At 61.0% G+C, this 16,430-nt stretch carries 11 protein-coding genes; 4 read left to right on the top strand and 7 right to left on the bottom strand.

Annotated elements, in window-relative coordinates:
- Nucleotides 1-9 precede the first annotated feature (9 nt).
- Both pta and BLT85_RS00925 read left to right on the top strand, forming a co-directional pair.
- Entirely contained in the window at nucleotides 10-2,148 is a 2,139-nt protein-coding gene (pta, locus tag BLT85_RS00930) for a phosphate acetyltransferase (RefSeq protein ID WP_093391377.1), read from the top strand.
- A gap of 46 nt (nucleotides 2,149-2,194) precedes the next feature.
- On the top strand, nucleotides 2,195-3,103 hold the full coding sequence (locus tag BLT85_RS00925) for an acyltransferase (RefSeq protein ID WP_093391374.1): 909 nt from the start codon (nucleotides 2,195-2,197) through the stop codon (nucleotides 3,101-3,103).
- A 26-nt stretch (nucleotides 3,104-3,129) separates the two neighbouring features.
- Here the strand turns inward: BLT85_RS00925 and BLT85_RS00920 are convergent, their stop codons facing one another.
- From BLT85_RS00920 to BLT85_RS00895, 6 genes are all read right to left on the bottom strand, one after another.
- Nucleotides 3,130-3,786 (bottom strand): OmpA family protein, encoded by a 657-nt coding sequence (locus BLT85_RS00920; RefSeq protein WP_093391371.1) that lies wholly within the window; start codon nucleotides 3,784-3,786, stop codon nucleotides 3,130-3,132.
- A gap of 92 nt (nucleotides 3,787-3,878) precedes the next feature.
- The gene (locus BLT85_RS00915; protein WP_093391368.1) at nucleotides 3,879-4,523 is read right to left on the bottom strand and encodes an MBL fold metallo-hydrolase; all 645 of its coding nucleotides are present in this window, start codon (nucleotides 4,521-4,523) and stop codon (nucleotides 3,879-3,881) included.
- Nucleotides 4,524-4,655: 132 nt separating this feature from the next.
- Nucleotides 4,656-5,921 carry a dicarboxylate/amino acid:cation symporter gene (locus tag BLT85_RS00910; protein ID WP_093391365.1) on the bottom strand — a complete coding sequence of 422 codons (1,266 nt, stop codon included), beginning with the start codon at nucleotides 5,919-5,921 and terminating at the stop codon, nucleotides 4,656-4,658.
- Between the two features lie 44 nt (nucleotides 5,922-5,965).
- Entirely contained in the window at nucleotides 5,966-8,701 is a 2,736-nt protein-coding gene (locus BLT85_RS00905) for a LuxR C-terminal-related transcriptional regulator (protein WP_093391362.1), read from the bottom strand.
- Nucleotides 8,702-8,808: 107 nt separating this feature from the next.
- A complete protein-coding gene (locus BLT85_RS00900; RefSeq protein WP_093391359.1) occupies nucleotides 8,809-10,167 on the bottom strand; it encodes a DUF1329 domain-containing protein in 1,359 nt (452 codons plus the stop codon).
- A 288-nt stretch (nucleotides 10,168-10,455) separates the two neighbouring features.
- Nucleotides 10,456-12,138, bottom strand: coding sequence for a fatty acid--CoA ligase (locus BLT85_RS00895; protein WP_093391356.1), 1,683 nt, complete (start codon nucleotides 12,136-12,138; stop codon nucleotides 10,456-10,458).
- Between the two features lie 217 nt (nucleotides 12,139-12,355).
- Here BLT85_RS00895 and BLT85_RS00890 point away from each other — a divergent pair, with 217 nt between their 5' ends.
- Both BLT85_RS00890 and BLT85_RS00885 read left to right on the top strand, forming a co-directional pair.
- Complete coding sequence (locus BLT85_RS00890) at nucleotides 12,356-13,537, top strand: thiolase family protein (RefSeq protein WP_093391354.1); 1,182 nt, start codon at nucleotides 12,356-12,358, stop codon at nucleotides 13,535-13,537.
- A gap of 173 nt (nucleotides 13,538-13,710) precedes the next feature.
- On the top strand, nucleotides 13,711-14,616 hold the full coding sequence (locus BLT85_RS00885) for an SDR family oxidoreductase (RefSeq protein WP_093391351.1): 906 nt from the start codon (nucleotides 13,711-13,713) through the stop codon (nucleotides 14,614-14,616).
- A gap of 192 nt (nucleotides 14,617-14,808) precedes the next feature.
- Here the strand turns inward: BLT85_RS00885 and BLT85_RS00880 are convergent, their stop codons facing one another.
- Nucleotides 14,809-15,972: a type III PLP-dependent enzyme gene (locus BLT85_RS00880; protein ID WP_093391348.1), complete on the bottom strand. Its 1,164-nt coding sequence runs from the start codon at nucleotides 15,970-15,972 to the stop codon at nucleotides 14,809-14,811.
- Nucleotides 15,973-16,430: the final 458 nt, after the last annotated feature.

The raw sequence follows: 16,430 nt of genomic DNA, 5'->3' as shown, positions 1-16,430 counted from the left end.
GGGAGCAGCATGCATACCTTTTTCATAGCCCCCACTGGGTTCGGCGTCGGTCTCACCTCGATCAGCCTGGGTCTCATTCGCGCACTGGAACGAACCGGCCTGCGCGTACATTTCCTAAAACCCATCGCCCAGCCGCACGCGGGCGACACGGGACCGGAACGCTCGAGCGAGTTGATAGCGCGCACGCTCGGTCTCGCCCCGCCGCAGCCACTGGGCCTGAGCGAAGTCGAGCAGCGTCTGGCCAAGGGCGAGCTGAACGAGGTGCTTGAAGACATCATCAGCCGCTTCCAGCAGGCAGCCGTCGATGCCGATGTCGTCGTGGTCGAAGGCATGGTGCCGACACGGCAGGCCAGCTATGCGGCACGAATCAACAACCATCTGGCCAAGAGCCTGGATGCCGACGTCATTCTGGTGACCGCGCCTGACTCGAATGACGCTGACATGGCCGCGCTGGCCAACCGCATCGAAATCCATGCGCAGACCTTCGGTGGCCCGCGTGACCCGAAGGTGCTCGGCGCTATCGTCAACAAGGTCGAAGGTATCGATGAGAACGAGGGCCTGGCCACTGAACTGGGCAAGCTCAAGCGCACCCTGAAGGAATACGCGCAGGCGCTGAAGCAACAATCCAAGGTACTGGATACCGAGGACTTCCGGCTTATCGGCTGCATTCCCTGGAAGGATGAACTCAATGCCCCCCGCACCGGCGATGTTGCGGAACTGCTGGGCGCGCAGATTCTCAACGAAGGCGACATCCGCACACGCCGGGTGGCAGAAATATCGCTGTGCGCGCGCACCGTGCCGAACATCATCGAGCGCCTCAAGCCGGGGACCCTGATCGTCACTCCGGGCGATCGCGATGACGTGTTCATCGCCAGTTGCCTCGCCTCGCTGGCTGGCACACCGCTGGCAGGCCTGCTGCTGACCGGCGGCATAAGCCCTGACAGCCGCGTCATGAAGCTGTGCAAACCGGCTCTGGAAAGCGGTTTGCCGGTGATGACCGTGACTACCAACAGTTTCAACACGGCCACGCATCTAGACCGCATGAACCGGGAGATCCCGGTCGATGATATCGAGCGCGCCGAAATGGTCACCGATTACGCCGCCTCGCATATCGATCACGCCTGGCTGCAGGAGCGTTGCGGCAAGCCGCGTGAGCTGCGCATGTCTCCGCCGGCGTTTCGCTATGAGCTGTTCCGCCGGGCGCAGAAGGCCGCCAAGTGCATCGTGTTGCCGGAAGGTGACGAGCCGCGCACCGTCCAGGCAGCTGCCATCTGTCAAAGACGCGGGATCGCCGACTGTGTGTTGCTGGCCAAGCCCGAGGCAGTTGAGGCGGTCGCCCGCGCACAACACATCACGCTGCCCGAGGGTCTGCGCATCCTCGACCCCGACGTGGTACGCGAGCGGTATGTCGAGCCGATGGTGAAGCTGCGCCAGGGCCGTGGCCTGAACGCCCCCATGGCGCTGCAGCAACTTGAAGACAATGTGGTACTCGGCACCATGATGCTCGCGCTGGACGAAGTGCACGGGCTGGTTTCCGGCGCGGTGCACACCACTGCCAATACCATTCGCCCGGCCTTCCAGCTGATCAAGACGGCACCGGGTTACAACCTCGTATCATCGATTTTCTTCATGCTGCTGCCAGATCAGGTGCTGGTGTACGGGGACTGCGCGGTCAACCCGGATCCGAACGCAGAGGAGCTCGCTGAAATCGCCATCCAGAGCGCTCGCTCTGCCGAGTCGTTCGGCATTCCGGCGCGAGTGGCGATGATCAGCTACTCGACCATGGAATCGGGTACCGGTGCGGATGTGGAAAAGGTTCGCCAGGCGACACGCATCGCTCGGGAGCGTGAGCCGGGATTGTTGATCGACGGGCCGCTCCAGTATGATGCCGCCGCCATCGCCAGCGTAGGTCTGCAAAAGGCACCGGACAGCCCGGTGGCCGGCAAGGCCACTGTGTTCGTGTTTCCCGATCTGAATACTGGCAACACCACATACAAGGCCGTTCAGCGTAGCGCCAACGTGGTCAGCGTCGGCCCGATGCTACAGGGCTTGCGCAAGCCGGTGAATGATCTGTCGCGCGGCGCATTGGTCGACGATATCGTCTACACCATCGCGCTGACGGCAATTCAGGCCGATAATTCCGAATAAAAATCGCCCAGGCCCCGAGGCCGGGCCCGTGACCGAGTCATCGTTTATGCTGAGCTTTCTACCCGCGTCGATTCGCGGGAGCCTGTCTGCCCTGTTACTGGTGCTGAACACCGTCGTCTGCTTCAGCGTGCTGCTGCCCTTGGCCCTGATCAAACTGCTGCCGTGGCCTGCGCTGCAGAAAGCCTGCACCGTCCTGCTGATTCGCATCGCCGAGTTCTGGATCCTCTGCAACAGCGGCTGGATGAAGCTCGCCGGGCGCACCGAGTGGGATGTATCAGGCCATGAGCAACTGGCCTACGATGGCTGGTATCTGGTCATAAGCAACCATCAAAGCTGGGTCGACATCCTCGCGCTGCAGCACAACCTCAACCGCCGCATGCCCATGTTGAAGTTCTTTCTCAAGCAGGAGCTGATCTGGGTGCCGATCATCGGCATCTGCTGGTGGGCGCTCGATTTTCCGTTCATGAAACGCTACACCAAGGCCTACCTTGACCGGCATCCGGAAAAGGCTGGGCAGGACGTGGCCGCCACCCGCCGCGCCTGTGAAAAATTCAAGACGACGCCGGTAGCGGTTTTCAATTTTCTCGAGGGCACGCGCTTCACCCAGGCCAAGCACGACCAGCAGAACTCGCCGTTTCGTTATCTGCTCAAACCCAAGTCGGGCGGCGTTGCCTTCGTACTCGACGCGATGGGCACCCAGCTGCGCTCGCTGGTGGACATCACCATCCATTACCCGGATGGCAATCCGACCTTCTGGGATCTGCTAAGCGGCAGGATTCGCAAGGTGGTCATGCGCTGCGAGCTGAAGCCGATTCCGTCGCAGTTCCTCGGCAGGGACTATCAAAATGACGAGGCCTTCCGTAGCGAGTTCCAGGGCTGGATCAACAGTTTGTGGGAAGAGAAGGATGCGCAGCTCGAACGGCTGCACATGGAGTATCCGCCGCGCCAGGCCTGAGCCTGACGAGGCGGATTCAACTCAGCTTACTGCATCGGCCGCAGGTTGATCTCGACGCGGCGGTTGCGCGCACGGCCTTCCTGGGTTTCGTTGGATGCTATCGGCTGGCTCGGACCTACGCCGCGGCTGGTGATGCGTGCCCCGGAGATACCCTGACCAGTCAGATAGGACGCTACGCTGGTCGCACGTTGCTGCGACAGGCGCATATTCAGCTCCAGCGAGCCGGTGCTGTCGGTGTGACCGACGATGTCGACACCATTGCGGTCGTATTCCTTGAATACACGCACCAGCGAATTCAGCGTCGGGTAGAAACTGCTGGCGATATCCGCCGAGCTGCTGGCGAACGTGATGTTGCCCGGCATGACCAGCTGAATGTCATTGCCGTTGCGCACGACCTGCACGCCGGTGCCTGACAGCTCCTGGCGCAACCGCGCCTCCTGCTGATCGACGTAATAACCGTAGCCGGCACCCGCGGCACCACCAACGGTTGCGCCGATCAATGCGCCCTTGCCACGATCCTTCTTGCTGGACGTCGCTGCCCCAACGATTGCGCCGGCCGCAGCGCCGCCCAGACCATAGATGGACGACTTGCCTGCCTGCTGCTCGCCGGTGTACGGGTTGGTAGTGCAGCCTGCGAGCAGAGCCGAGCACAAACCTGCAGCGATCAAACCTTGTATCTTCATGGGGTATATTCCTTTCATGGGTACGGCATCGCCGCAGATTACCTGAATAAACCAGATTCGGAAGAGCTTCAGAGCACAATCCGGACGAAAGCTCAGCCGCGAATGAATGGGTTCTCTCGGATTTCCTCGCCGAGGACCGTATCCGGGCCGTGACCAGTCACCACAACTGCTTCTTCGTCAAGCGTGTACAGACGCTGGCGGATCGACCGCTCGATCTGTTGATGGTCGCCGCCCCACAGATCGGTACGACCAATGCCGCGCCGAAACAGCGTATCGCCCGCGATCAACAGCCGATCCTGGGGAAACCAGAAGCTCATCGAGCCCGGAGTGTGGCCTGGCGTATGTAACGCCACTCCGCAGCCACAGGCGAGCTCTTCATCATCTTGCAACCATTGATCGGGGGCCGGAACCGGCGTGTAAGCCACGCCGAACAGGCGACACTGCATTTCCAGGTTATCCCAGAGGAACTGGTCGTCCTTGTGGAGATGCAGCGTCGCTCCGGTGGCCTTCTTCATTTCGCCAGAGGCGAGAAAGTGATCCAGGTGCGCATGGGTGTGGATGATACTGACCACCTTCAGGCCCAGCGCGTCGAGACGATCAAGGATCAACTGGTGGTCTCCGCCCGGATCGATGACGATGGCTTTTTTCGTCTGCGGGTCGCCGACGATGGTGCAGTTACAGCCCAGCGGGCCCACCGGAAAGGTTTCACGAACAAGCGTCGAGGGGTTGGGCTGCATGAATTCTCCTGATGCGTCTATCGAGCCAAGCGGCTGCAAGGATGCCAAGGGCCAGCCAGAAACACCAGCGCATCAGGTTCGGGACGATGCCAGGCCTTTTATCCCGGCTCCGCGACAAGCCCGCAGCATCTTTCAGGCACGCTGTACCTCAGCGAGATCCTCGGCCTGCTCGGGCACACCGGCCAACTGCTGCACCACCACGCTGCCGACGATATCACCTTCCACGTTGACCGCAGTACGCACCGTATCCAGTAACCGGTCGATTGGCAGCAGGATGGCGATGGCTTCGGCAGGCAGTCCAACCGCCTGCAACACCATCACCATGGTCACCATCCCCGCGCTGGGGATACCCGGTGCGCCGGTGGACGCCACCATCGCAGTGAAGAACACCACCATCTGCTGGGCGAAGCTCAGCTCGATGCCCATCAGATTGGCGACGAACAGTGCGGCGGCGGCTTCATACAAGGCAGTGCCATCCATGTTCATGGTCGCACCGAGCGGCAACACGAACCCGGCGACGCCGCGTTGGACCTGAAGATTTTCCTCGGCGCAGCGCATCGATATCGGCAGTGTCGCCGCGCTGGAGCTGGTAGCGAAGGCGGTGATGATCGCCTCGCGCGAACCGCGCCAGAACCACAACGGCGATTTGCGGGTGACGATCCAGAGGATGCCGGGCAGCACGACGATGCCATGAAACAGGGTGGTGGCGAACACCAGGACGATGAAGCCGAGCACGGCAGTAAGCAGACTTGCGTCCTGCTCGGCGACCAGCCGGATCAACAGCGCCAGGATGCCCAGCGGTGCCAGGCGCATGATCCAGCCGACTATGCGCATCAGCAGCTCGAGGAACTCCTGCAGTACCTTGAGGATATTGCCGTAACGCGCCCCACCCGCCACCAGCGCCACACCGAGAAAGATCGCGAAAACCACGATCGAGAGAATGCTGTTATTGGCGAAAGCGGTAAAAGGATTCTGGAAAAGATTGGCGAAGAAGTGCTGGAAGAACTCAGGCAAGGTGAGCTGGCGCGCCTCGAAAGTCGACATCGCGTCTTCGAACAGCGTCAGAGACAGCCCTGCTCCCGGCTTGAACAGGTTCGCCGCGATCAAGGCTACCAGCATGGCCAGCGCCAACGTGCCGATGAAATACACCAGTGTCGTGACCCACACGCGGTGAACCTGATGATGCGCCTGCAGATTCGCGACACCCACGGCGATCGAGGTGAAGATCAGCGGCACCAGAATCATCTTCAAAAGTCCGATGAAAACGCTGCCGACCAGGGTGCTGGCATAGAGCACTGAGGTGCGCGCGGCAGCTTCGTCCGGCATGGCGCCCACCAGCCAGCCGATGAGCAAGCCAAGACAGGCGGCAATAAGAATCTGTTGATTGAGGCTGGGCATGCGCGACTCCTTGTAGGCAGTACCCGGGAGATTAGCGCATTTTGCTAGCCAAGCAGACCCAGCGCCTTCGCTTGAGCCACAGCCTGGGTGCGGCGAGCCACCCCGAGCTTGTTATTGATGCGCCGGGCATGGCTTTTCACCGTATGCAGCGAAATGTACAGCGCCTCGCTTATCTGCTGATTGGAGTAGCCCTGCGCGATGCAGCGCAGCACATCCAGCTCCCGGGTGCTGAGCGGTTCACGCAGGGTTGCGGCGACGGGCTTGCCAGTCGGGCCCGCAATCGCCGGAAGCATCGCCAGCAAATCGTCTCGCAAGGTGCTGGCCGGAGCATCGGCGAGAGCGCTATGCAGACCGGGCGGGCTCTGTCGAACCAGCGACAGGAATGGATCGACGATGCGTTGCGCCGCAGCCATGTCCAGCGCGGCACGCAGAAGTGCGCCCGCCTCCACCTCACGGTTGGTGTGGAACAGCAACCTGGCCAGATGCACCTGGACGATGATCAGCTGCAAGCCCTCTCCGGCACGCTGCAGCGTAGCCAGGAGAGCCCGCAGCGCATGCTCACAGCCGGCTTGGTCTCCACGCAGCCAGAGCAGCCGAGCATTGACCAGTTCGATATAGGCAGCCAGAGCGTGGTAGAACGGTGGAGGAGCGGCCGGCGCCGGGCCGCAGTAGGTCTGGCGCAGCCGGGGCAGCCATTGATCGGCGAGCTCGCGCCTGTCGGTGCTCATCCACAGGTCGCATTTGAGGACGGTAAGCCAGCCGAGATGCAGCACCGGAGGTATGTCCCACATGTGCATCAGGCGTTCGGCCTCGGTCAGCGTGTCAAAGCCCTCGCCAAGCGTGTCGCGCTGCCTACCGAGCAGGCTGGCCTTCATGCAGTAACCCAGCAGCACGTGAATATCCCGGCAGCGCCGCGCTTCGGCTATCCCGACATCCAGTGTCGCCAGCGCCTGCTCCCGCTCGCCCTGCAGACCGGCCAGGTAGCCTTCATACATGGTCAGTCGCGCACGGATCGACAGATCCTCGGCATGATCGCCCGCATCGATCAGGGCGAGCTGAGCCTGCACCGTTCCCCGGGCACGCTCCACCAGTCCACGCGCCTGTTGCAGACGCGCCCGCATGAGTTGCGCTTGAGCCTCGAACAACGGACTACCGGTGCGCTGCGCCAGGGCAATAGCATCACGCACCCGGCCACGCGCATCGTCGATGCGCCGCTCCGCCAGGTCAATTTCGGCGAGTGTGAGCATCGCGATCAACCGGCTACCCGATGCGTCGTCGGTCAGGCTGTCGAGCGCCTGCCCAAGACAGCTGAACGCCTCCTCCAGCTTCCCGGCTTGCCGCGCCAGGTAGCCCTTCAAGGTCAGAGCCAGTGCGAGCAGCTGTTCCTGACGATGGGCGTCCGGCTGCGGCAGAAACGCACTCAGACGATCAAGCATCAGCTCGGCATCCTCCAGTTGGCATGCCAGCGCCAGCGTCCACGCATGCACCAGCACCAACCGCTCGGAACTCGCCTGCAGCACCGTCGGCAGCTCGGCTTTCCAGCGCAGCAGCTTGGCTACAGGCTGCTCGGCCAGCAGTTGATCAAGCGGCAAGGCCTGCACCAGGCTTGCTGCTTCGTCCGGCCGCTCGGCGGCCAGCGCATGCTCGATGGCCTCGGCGATCAGGCCCTGCGCAGCAAACCATTGGCACGCTCGCCGATGAATCCGCAACTGCCGTTTCGGGTCGGCCGCCGCACCACGGTTACGCAGCACGTCTGAAAACAGATGATGGAACCGGTACCAGTGACCTTCCGGGTCGAGCGGCACCAGGAAGACTCTGTGGCTGGCCAGATGTTCGAGAATCGCCGCGCTGTCTTCACTGTCCCGAACGCTGTCGCACAGCTCCGCACTGAACCGGTCGAGCCAGGCGGCATCCTGCAGAAAAGTCTGCACTTGCTGGGGCTGGCGTAGCACCACCTCTTCCAGCAAATACTCGTTGATCAAGGGGCCCGGAGTCTTGGGCAAGGTCAAGGGCCGCAGTGCCCCCGCCGCCTGCTCGGCGGCTATTGCCATCAGGCGCAAGCCGGCGAACCAGCCCTCGTTGCGTTGCAGGATGTGCCTCGCCCATTCCGGGTCCGGCTCGGTGACGCCAGCACGCCGGAGAAATTCTGCCGCGGACTCGTTGCCCAGACGCAGATGGTCCTCGCCCAGTTCGAGTACCTGATTGCCCAGACGCAGCCGGGCCAGGTGCCAGCCAGGCTTCTTGCGACTGGTCAGCATCAACTGGAAAGAGCCGGGCAAGCCCTCGAGTAGTAGCGCACACAGGCGGTCGCATTGCTGGCTCTGCACCAGGTGATAATCATCGAGTACCAGCACCACACGCTCGGGAGCGTTGCGACCAGTCGCTTCGCAGCGCTCGGCCAAGCTGGCTAACAATGCCCGGGTCACTGACTCCAGATCCAGGGGTTGCTGGCTATGGGTTTGCTCAAGCAACGTCAGCTGTTGCTCACCGAGGCGCGGAAGAACGCTCTGCAGCCCGCTGATCAGGGTGCGAAGAAACTGCCCGGCACTGGCATCGCGCGGGTCGAGTGCCAGCCATACCGAGCGCCAGCGATCGGGCAATTGCTCGCAGTATTCCGCCGCAAGGGTACTTTTGCCGAAGCCGGCCGGGGCGCTGATCAGAATCAGTCGGCGCAAAGCGGAATCGCCCAGAAGCTGGACAAGACGCGGGCGTGGCAAATGGTCCGCAGGGAGCGGCGGGCGGAAACTCTTGCCCGGATAGAGCGGAATCGGTGAGGCCATGCCGGCAGTTTATCCACTGCGGCACGCTGCGGTTATATCGTTTTGTAACAGACTGACACGACAAAACCCCGCCGGCATGATGCGGGCGGGGTTCTGACCAGGCTAGATCAGCGTACGCCGGACTGACGCAACGCGGCTGGAGTGAACTCGTTAGAGCTGGCCTTGTAGTCGTAGTTGTAGCCACGGCTTTCTTCGTTGTACATGCCCATGGCCAGGTAACGACCGGCGACCAGGTCATACAGGGTCTCCAGTGCATAGCCCGGAACCTGCGCATTGTAACGATGCAGCGCATGCGCTTCGGCTACGCGCCAGAGCTCGCCACGACCATCGTAATGGTCGATGTGCGCAGCCTGCCAGGAGTCCTCGTCGATGAACACATGGCGCTGGGCATAGATGTGGCGCTGGTCAGGCTTGACCTTGGCCTTCAGTTCCCACACGCGGTGCAGCTCGTAGCGGGTCAGGTCCTGATTGATATGGCCGGCCTTGATCACGTCGGTGTACTTGTGCTCCGGCGATTCCAGCTCGTAGCTGTTGTACGGGATGAACACTTCCTTCTTGCCGACCAGCTCCCAGTCGTAACGATCCGGGGCGCCGTTGTACATGTCGAGGTTGTCGGAAGTGCGCAAGCCATCGGCCGCGGTACCTGGACCGTCGTAGGACACCTGCGGTGCACGGCGAACACGGCGCTGACCAGCATTGTAGATCCATGCCATGCGCGGCGTTTCGACCTGGTTGATGGTCTCGTGAACCAGCAATACGTTGCCGGCCAGACGACCCGGGTCGGTCACCTGCTGCTTGAAGTAGTAGAGGATGTTACCCATGCGCTCCGCATCGTAGTCGGTCAGCGCCTGCGGCACCACGTACTGCTCATTGAAGCGGACGATGGTGAAGTTGCCGTTGGTCTGCGGGGTCGCCTGAGTCAGCACGCGCTCCATGGAGTGGCCGCGGTAACGGGTGATCTGGTTCCAGATCACTTCCAGGCCGTCCTGCGGAATCGGGAAGGCATTCGCCAGCTTGTAGTTTTCCAGCCCGTTGCCACCCTGAACCAGGCGGGTGTTGACTGCGTTGTGACGGGTCGCTGCATTGACGTCGTCAGGCAGGGCTACGCTACGGCGAGTCGGGTAAACCGGCATCTTGTAGCTGTCCGGATAGCGCTTGAACATCGCGATCTGGCCGGGAGTCAGCTGCTCGGCGTACTGCTCATAGTTGGCTGCAGTGATGACGAACTGCGGCTTGTCATCGGCATAGGGGTTGGTCATGAACCCGTTCTGCACGGGGCCGGCATCCTTGGCCAGACCGCCAGTCCACTCGGGGATGGTGCCGGAGGCATTGCCGGCTTTTTCAGCGCCGATCGGAGTCAGGCTCTTGCCGAGTTCAGCGGCTTGCTGCTCGGAAACGGCCGCGTTCGCTACACCGGCCGCCAGGGCCCATGTCAGAACAGCCGAAGATAGAAGAATTGGCTTCATGGTTTTGCTCTGCTTTGCTTGGGGCCGGGACAGAACGTCCAGGCAATGGACGATGCAGCGGCCGTCGCGTCACGCAAGACAGCCCTGATTCGGTCGCGAACTATAGCCAAGCGCCATGCCGGGCGTGATCAGTCCAAAGTATGAATTGAGTCAAAGCGAGGAAGTGTTGCACCGCCAAAACGCTGCCGCCAAAAACACAGCGAGCCGGCGATATCATCGCCAGCTCGCTGTGTTTGAGCTACCGCATAGCCGCAAGTGTTACCGCGGCATCAGAGTGGGCCGGACGCGCTATAACGTAGACAGGAAGGGGGCTTGCGCCTCTTGCCACTCGGCAATTTCGGTGCGAATGCGCTTCTTGTCGAGCTTGCCTACGCTGGTTTTGGGTATTTCGGTAACACTGGCGATTTGGGTGGGTATGGCCCACTTGTTGATCCGACCTTCGTCGACGAACGGCTTGAGATGATCGCGCAGGGTCTTAGCATCCATTTCGTAACCTTCACAGGCCACGATGAGAGCAAACGGACGCTCGTCCCACTGAGGATCAGGCACACCCACCACGGCGACTTCCTTCACTGCCGGACTGGTACTGATCAGATCTTCCAGCTCCAGCGAGGAAATCCACTCTCCGCCGGTCTTGATCACATCCTTGATGCGGTCACGAATCTCGATGAAGCCCATGGAGTCGATCGCCGCGACGTCACCGGTATGCATCCAGCCGTGTGCCCATAGTTCATCGCTCTTCTCCGGCTCGCGGTAATAACCCTGCGTCAGCCAGGGTGCGCGCAGTACCAGTTCGCCCTGGGTCTTGCCATCGTGGGGGAGGAACTCGCCTTTGGCGTTCATCAGCCGCGCTTCGACCAGGGGTACCGGTACGCCGGCCTTGATCTTGTAGGTGGCGCGCTCGTCCTCACTACCCGCCTCGATTTCCAGATTGACGTAGCCATTGGAGATCAGTGGGCAGGTTTCGGACATGCCGTAGGCCGCGGACAGATGCATACCCTTGCTCTTGGCCGCTTCGTACAAACCGCGGTTCAGCGCGCTGCCGCCAATGATCACCTTCATGCCACCGAAGTCGTGACCTTTGGCGCTGGGCGTATTGAGCACCATCTGCAGAATCGTCGGCACGCAGTGGGAGAAGGTGACCTTCTCGCGCTTGATCAGCTCCACCAGTAACTCCGGGTCATAGCGGCCCGGGTAGACCTGCTTCACGCCGAGCAGCGTAGCGGTATACGGAATTCCCCAGGCGTGAACGTGGAACATCGGCGTAATCGGCATGTACACATCACGATTGCCAAGCATGCGCACGCTGTCCAGCCCACCGAGGACCCCCGCCTGGGTCATGGTGTGCAGCACCAGCTGACGATGGGTGAAGTACACGCCCTTGGGGTTGCCCGTGGTGCCGGTGGTGTAGAAGGTGGTGGCGACCGAGTTCTCATCGAATTCCGCGAACTCGTACTCCGGCTCTTCGGCCGCGAGCAGTTGCTCGTATTCGCCGACCAGTCCCGGCAGATCCGCGGTCTTTTCGTCGCCATCGGTCAGCAGGATGGTTTTCTCGACTGTGGTCAGCTGGCCTTCGATGGCCTTGTAGATCGGTACGAACTCGCTGTTGACCAGCACGAAGATGTCTTCGGCGTGGTTCATGGTGTAGAGAATCTGCTCAGGCGACAGGCGGATATTGATGGTATGCAGAACCGCGCCCAACATCGGCACGGCGAACATCATTTCCAGATAGCGATGACTGTCCCAATCCATGACCGCGACCGTCTGGCCCGGCTTGACCCCTGCCCGGCTCAGCGCATTGGCGGCACGGCAGATGCGCTGATTGAAGGTGGCGTAATCGTAGCGGCTGATGTCACGGTAGACGATTTCCTGGCTGCGCTCGTAGCGCTTGCCTGACAACAGCAGATTTTTGATCAGCAAAGGCGTGGAATGGGCCGAGTCGTTCGGCGGGAGAACGCGCGTATTGAGCATATGTGTGACCTGATCTTCTTGGGATTGTATGGGTCGTTGGTCGCGCATCGAGGCGCGCCATGTAGAGCACTATAGCCAAGCCGGAGAATGGCCACCTATCACTCCAAAGTATGAACCTGATCATACTCGGCCAGCATCGTCTTATTAAGCGTATAATCTCGCGCATAAAGTCGCTTGATGACTTCACATACATACTTGGTCATTTCAGGAGCTAAAAATGTCTCAGAACGACGTCGTTATCGTTAGCGGTGTGCGCACCCCGATGGGTGGCTTCCAGGGTAGCCTGTCCAGCGTTTCGGCAGTCGATCTTGGCGCCCTGGCCATCCGCGAAGCTGTCTCCCGCGCCGGTATCGCACCGCAGGATATACAGGAAGTCATCATGGGTTGCGTGCTGCCCGCCGGCCTCAAGCAAGGCCCTGCGCGGCAGGCCGCGCTGAATGCCGGCCTCCCCGCTTCCACCGGCTCGACCACCATCAACAAGCTGTGCGGCTCGGGCATGAAGGCGGTCATGTTCGCCCATGACGCGCTCAAGGCCGGCACCAACCAGGTCATGATCGCTGGCGGCATGGAAAGCATGTCCAATGCCCCGTATCTGATGGAAAAGGCGCGTAGCGGCATGCGCATGGGTCATGCCGAAATCAAGGACCATATGTTCCTCGATGGCCTGGAGGACGCCCGCACCGGACGTCTGATGGGCTCATTTGCGCAGGACACCGCTGACAAGAGCGGCATCACCCGCGAGGAGATGGATGCCTACGCCATCGAATCACTCAAGCGCGCCAAGGCGGCGATCGATAATGGTTCGCTGGAAAGCGAGATCGTTCCGGTCACCGTGCAGACCCGCAAGGGTGAAGTCGTGGTCAAGGACGACGAACAGCCGCACAACGCCAATATCGACAAGATCTCCGGGCTCAAGCCAGCATTCCGCAAGGACGGTACCGTCACCGCGGCCAACGCCAGCTCGATTTCCGACGGTGCCAGCGCGCTGGTGCTGATGACCGCAGCCGAAGCCGAGCGCCGCGGCCTGAAGCCGCTGGCGCGTATCGTCGGGCACGCGACCCAGAGCCAGGACCCGAGCGAGTTCACTCTGGCCCCGATTGGCGCCATGGCCAACCTGTTCGACAAGACCGGCTGGAGCAAGGACGAGGTCGACCTGTTCGAAATTAACGAAGCCTTCGCCATGGTCACTATGTTGGCGATGCGCGAACACGGCCTCGACCACGCCAAGGTCAACATTTACGGCGGTGCCTGCGCTCAGGGCCACCCAGTCGGCTCCACCGGCTCGCGCATCATTGTCACGCTGATCAATGCCCTGCAGAAAACTGGTGGCAAGCGCGGCGTCGCATCGCTGTGCATTGGCGGCGGTGAAGCGACAGCAGTAGCTATCGAACTGGTCTGAAGCCGTTCGGTCCAAAGCCCGCCACGGGAAGCCGAGGCGGGCTTTTTCATGCCCGAGATACGGACAGCTGCGGCTTATAAAGCGCCATTCACCCCCGCCAGCTGCCTTGCCATCGACTGGTCACTGACCGACACTGTGTGCCGATTTTTCATCCTGCTCCGAAGGAGAGTTACATGAGCGATATCCGTTTTGACGACCAGGTCGTCATCGTTACCGGCGCCGGTGGTGGCATCGGCCGTGCCCATGCGCTGCTGTTCGCCAAGCATGGCGCCAAGGTCATCGTGAACGATCTGGGTGGTAGCACCCAGGGCGAAGGCGCCAATAGCGAAGCCGCTCTGAAGGTGGTTGAAGAAATCAAGGCAGCCGGTGGCACCGCCGTAGCCAACCCTGACAACGTGATCGATGGCGACAAGATCGTTCAGTGCGCCATGGACAACTTCGGCCGCGTTGACGTAGTCGTCAACAACGCCGGCATCCTGCGCGACAAGAGCTTCGCCAAGATGACCGATGCCGACTGGGATCTGGTGTACCGTGTGCACGTCGAAGGTGCCTACAAGGTGACCCACGCTGCCTGGCCGTACATGAAGGACAGCAACTTCGGCCGCGTGATCTTCACTGCTTCCACGTCCGGCATCTACGGTAACTTCGGTCAGGCCAACTACGGCATGGCCAAGCTGGGCCTGTACGGCCTGACCCGTACTCTGGCGATCGAAGGCCGCAAGAACAACATCTTCGTCAACGCCATCGCTCCGACTGGCGGCACGCGTATGACCGAAGGCCTATTCCCGCCGGGCGCGTTCGAGAAGCTCAAGCCCGAGCTGGTCAGCCCGCTGGTGGCCTACCTGTGCTCGGAAGAGTGCAAGGAAACCGGCAGCCTGTTCGAAGTCGGTGGCGGCTGGATGGGCAAGGTGCGCTGGGAGCGCTCGCTGGGCATCGGCTTCAACCCGGACGAAGGTTTCACCCCGGAAGACGTCGCGGCCAACTTCGAGAAGCTGTGCAGTTTCGAAGGCGCCGTGCATCCGAAGGACAATATCGAAGCGTTGCGTGAGCTGATGGCCAACATTCAGAAGTTTGCCTGATAGCCCGCTCTCGGTGGATGGCTTCGGCCATCCACCCTACATCACCCTGGCGTAGGGTGGACAACCGCGCAGCGTTATCCACCGAGCGGTATCCGCACCACACGAAAAAGCCCGCGTTGTCTCCAACGCGGGCTTTTTTATTTCGGCCCACTCGGTCAGCTTGTCGCTCGAAGCTCGCCGCTGCCTTCTACGTCAAACGTAGAAAGCCTCCAACGGCGGGAAGCCGTTGAACTCGATCGCGCTGTAGCTAGTGGTATACGCACCGGTCGACAGCCAGTACATACGATCACCGATAGCCAGGTTCAGCGGCAGGCCGTACTTGTACTGCTCGTACATGATGTCGGCGCTATCGCAGGTCGGCCCGGCAATGACCGCTTCTTCCAGCTCGCCCTTCTTCTCGACATAGATCGGGAACTTGATCGACTCGTCCATGGTTTCGATCAGACCGGAAAATTTGCCCACGTCGGTGAATACCCAGCGCTCCAGAGCGGTGTGCGACTTGCGCGACACCAGTACCACTTCGCTGACCAGAATGCCCGCATTGGCGATAAGCGAACGACCCGGTTCGAGGATGATTTCCGGCAGCTCGTCGCCGAAGTCTTCCTGGAGGAAGCGGGTGATTTCCTCGGCATAGGTCTGCAGCGTGTTGGTCTTGGTCAGGTAGTTGGCGGGGAAGCCGCCACCCATGTTGATCATCTTCAGGGTGATACCGTCTTCTTCCTTCAGACGCTCGAAGATCACCTTGACCTTGGCGATCGCCGCATCCCACGCGCCGATGTCGCGCTGCTGCGAGCCGACGTGGAAGGAAATGCCGTAGGGCTCCAGGCCCAGCTCCTTGGCCAGCACCAACAGGTCCATGGCCATGTCGGTCTGACAACCGAACTTGCGCGACAGCGGCCAGTCGGCCGTGGTCGAGCCTTCGGTAAGGATGCGCACATACACCTTCGAACCCGGCGCCGCCTTGGCGATGTTGCGCAGGTCCGCCTCGGAGTCGGTAGCGAACAGACGCACGCCCTTCTCGTAGAAGGCGCGGATGTGCTTGGACTTCTTGATGGTGTTGCCGAAGCTGATCTGCTCCGGGCGCACGCCCAGTGCCATGACCTTTTCCAGCTCGTAGATCGAGGCGATGTCGAAATTCGAGCCCTTGTCTTTCAGCAGGCCCAGCACTTCATTGGACGGGTTGGCCTTCACCGCGTAATAAATCTTGGCGAAGGGAAAGCCTTCTACCAGGTCGTCGTAGGCGCGGTTGATGGTCTTGAGGTCGACCACGAGAAACGGCGTATCGTGCTGGTCAGCATGATCCTTGATACGGCTGAAGGTCTCTTTGTCGAAGTAATCTTCGAGTTTGATGGACATGGCGTCGGCTCCAAAGCTGTAAGTTCCGGATTCGGGCCGCGTGAGGACATGATGATCAGATGCAGGGCAGATGCACGCATGGCAGTCGCCGGAAAAGCGGAGACTGCGGCGCGCTTTCCGACGGAAGCGCTCCGAACGATATATGGCCAACACACAACCCGGGGGTGCGAACGTCTGATCAGTATCCCCACTTTGGTTCGCCTACTTCCCAAGGCGTGCGCCGAAAGCAATAAGTCCGCAGTTTTTACCGGGTCTTGCTGTCTCGTCGTCAGTACTTGAGCCGTATGGATCGTGCCAGCCTCAACGTTCGGGGCGAACCATAAAACCAAGCGATCGCGTGGTCAATACCTGCCAGACATTTCGAGCAGTCTGGTGCCGCCTCGTGACGATCAAATGAACGTTCCGAGCCACCAGGCCGCACTGATCCCTCGTTTTGTAATGTCCAAGGGTAGACCATC

It is taken from the genome of Halopseudomonas xinjiangensis (genome assembly GCF_900104945.1).
Classification (GTDB): domain Bacteria; phylum Pseudomonadota; class Gammaproteobacteria; order Pseudomonadales; family Pseudomonadaceae; genus Halopseudomonas; species Halopseudomonas xinjiangensis.
The sequence above is the reverse complement of the archived record's forward strand: the minus strand, read 5'-3'. Positions and strand labels throughout refer to the sequence as shown.

Excerpts from the sequence above, each read along its gene's own strand:
- BLT85_RS00925 (WP_093391374.1), top strand. The coding sequence starts at position 2,195 with ATGCTGAGCTTTCTACCCGCGTCGATTCGCGGGAGCCTGTCTGCCCTG.
- BLT85_RS00920 (WP_093391371.1), bottom strand. The coding sequence starts at position 3,786 with ATGAAGATACAAGGTTTGATCGCTGCAGGTTTGTGCTCGGCTCTGCTC.
- pta (WP_093391377.1), top strand. The coding sequence starts at position 10 with ATGCATACCTTTTTCATAGCCCCCACTGGGTTCGGCGTCGGTCTCACC.
- BLT85_RS00915 (WP_093391368.1), bottom strand. The coding sequence starts at position 4,523 with ATGCAGCCCAACCCCTCGACGCTTGTTCGTGAAACCTTTCCGGTGGGC.
- BLT85_RS00905 (WP_093391362.1), bottom strand. The coding sequence starts at position 8,701 with ATGGCCTCACCGATTCCGCTCTATCCGGGCAAGAGTTTCCGCCCGCCG.
- BLT85_RS00900 (WP_093391359.1), bottom strand. The coding sequence starts at position 10,167 with ATGAAGCCAATTCTTCTATCTTCGGCTGTTCTGACATGGGCCCTGGCG.
- BLT85_RS00895 (WP_093391356.1), bottom strand. The coding sequence starts at position 12,138 with ATGCTCAATACGCGCGTTCTCCCGCCGAACGACTCGGCCCATTCCACG.
- BLT85_RS00885 (WP_093391351.1), top strand. The coding sequence starts at position 13,711 with ATGAGCGATATCCGTTTTGACGACCAGGTCGTCATCGTTACCGGCGCC.
- BLT85_RS00880 (WP_093391348.1), bottom strand. The coding sequence starts at position 15,972 with ATGTCCATCAAACTCGAAGATTACTTCGACAAAGAGACCTTCAGCCGT.
- BLT85_RS00890 (WP_093391354.1), top strand. The coding sequence starts at position 12,356 with ATGTCTCAGAACGACGTCGTTATCGTTAGCGGTGTGCGCACCCCGATG.
- BLT85_RS00910 (WP_093391365.1), bottom strand. The coding sequence starts at position 5,921 with ATGCCCAGCCTCAATCAACAGATTCTTATTGCCGCCTGTCTTGGCTTG.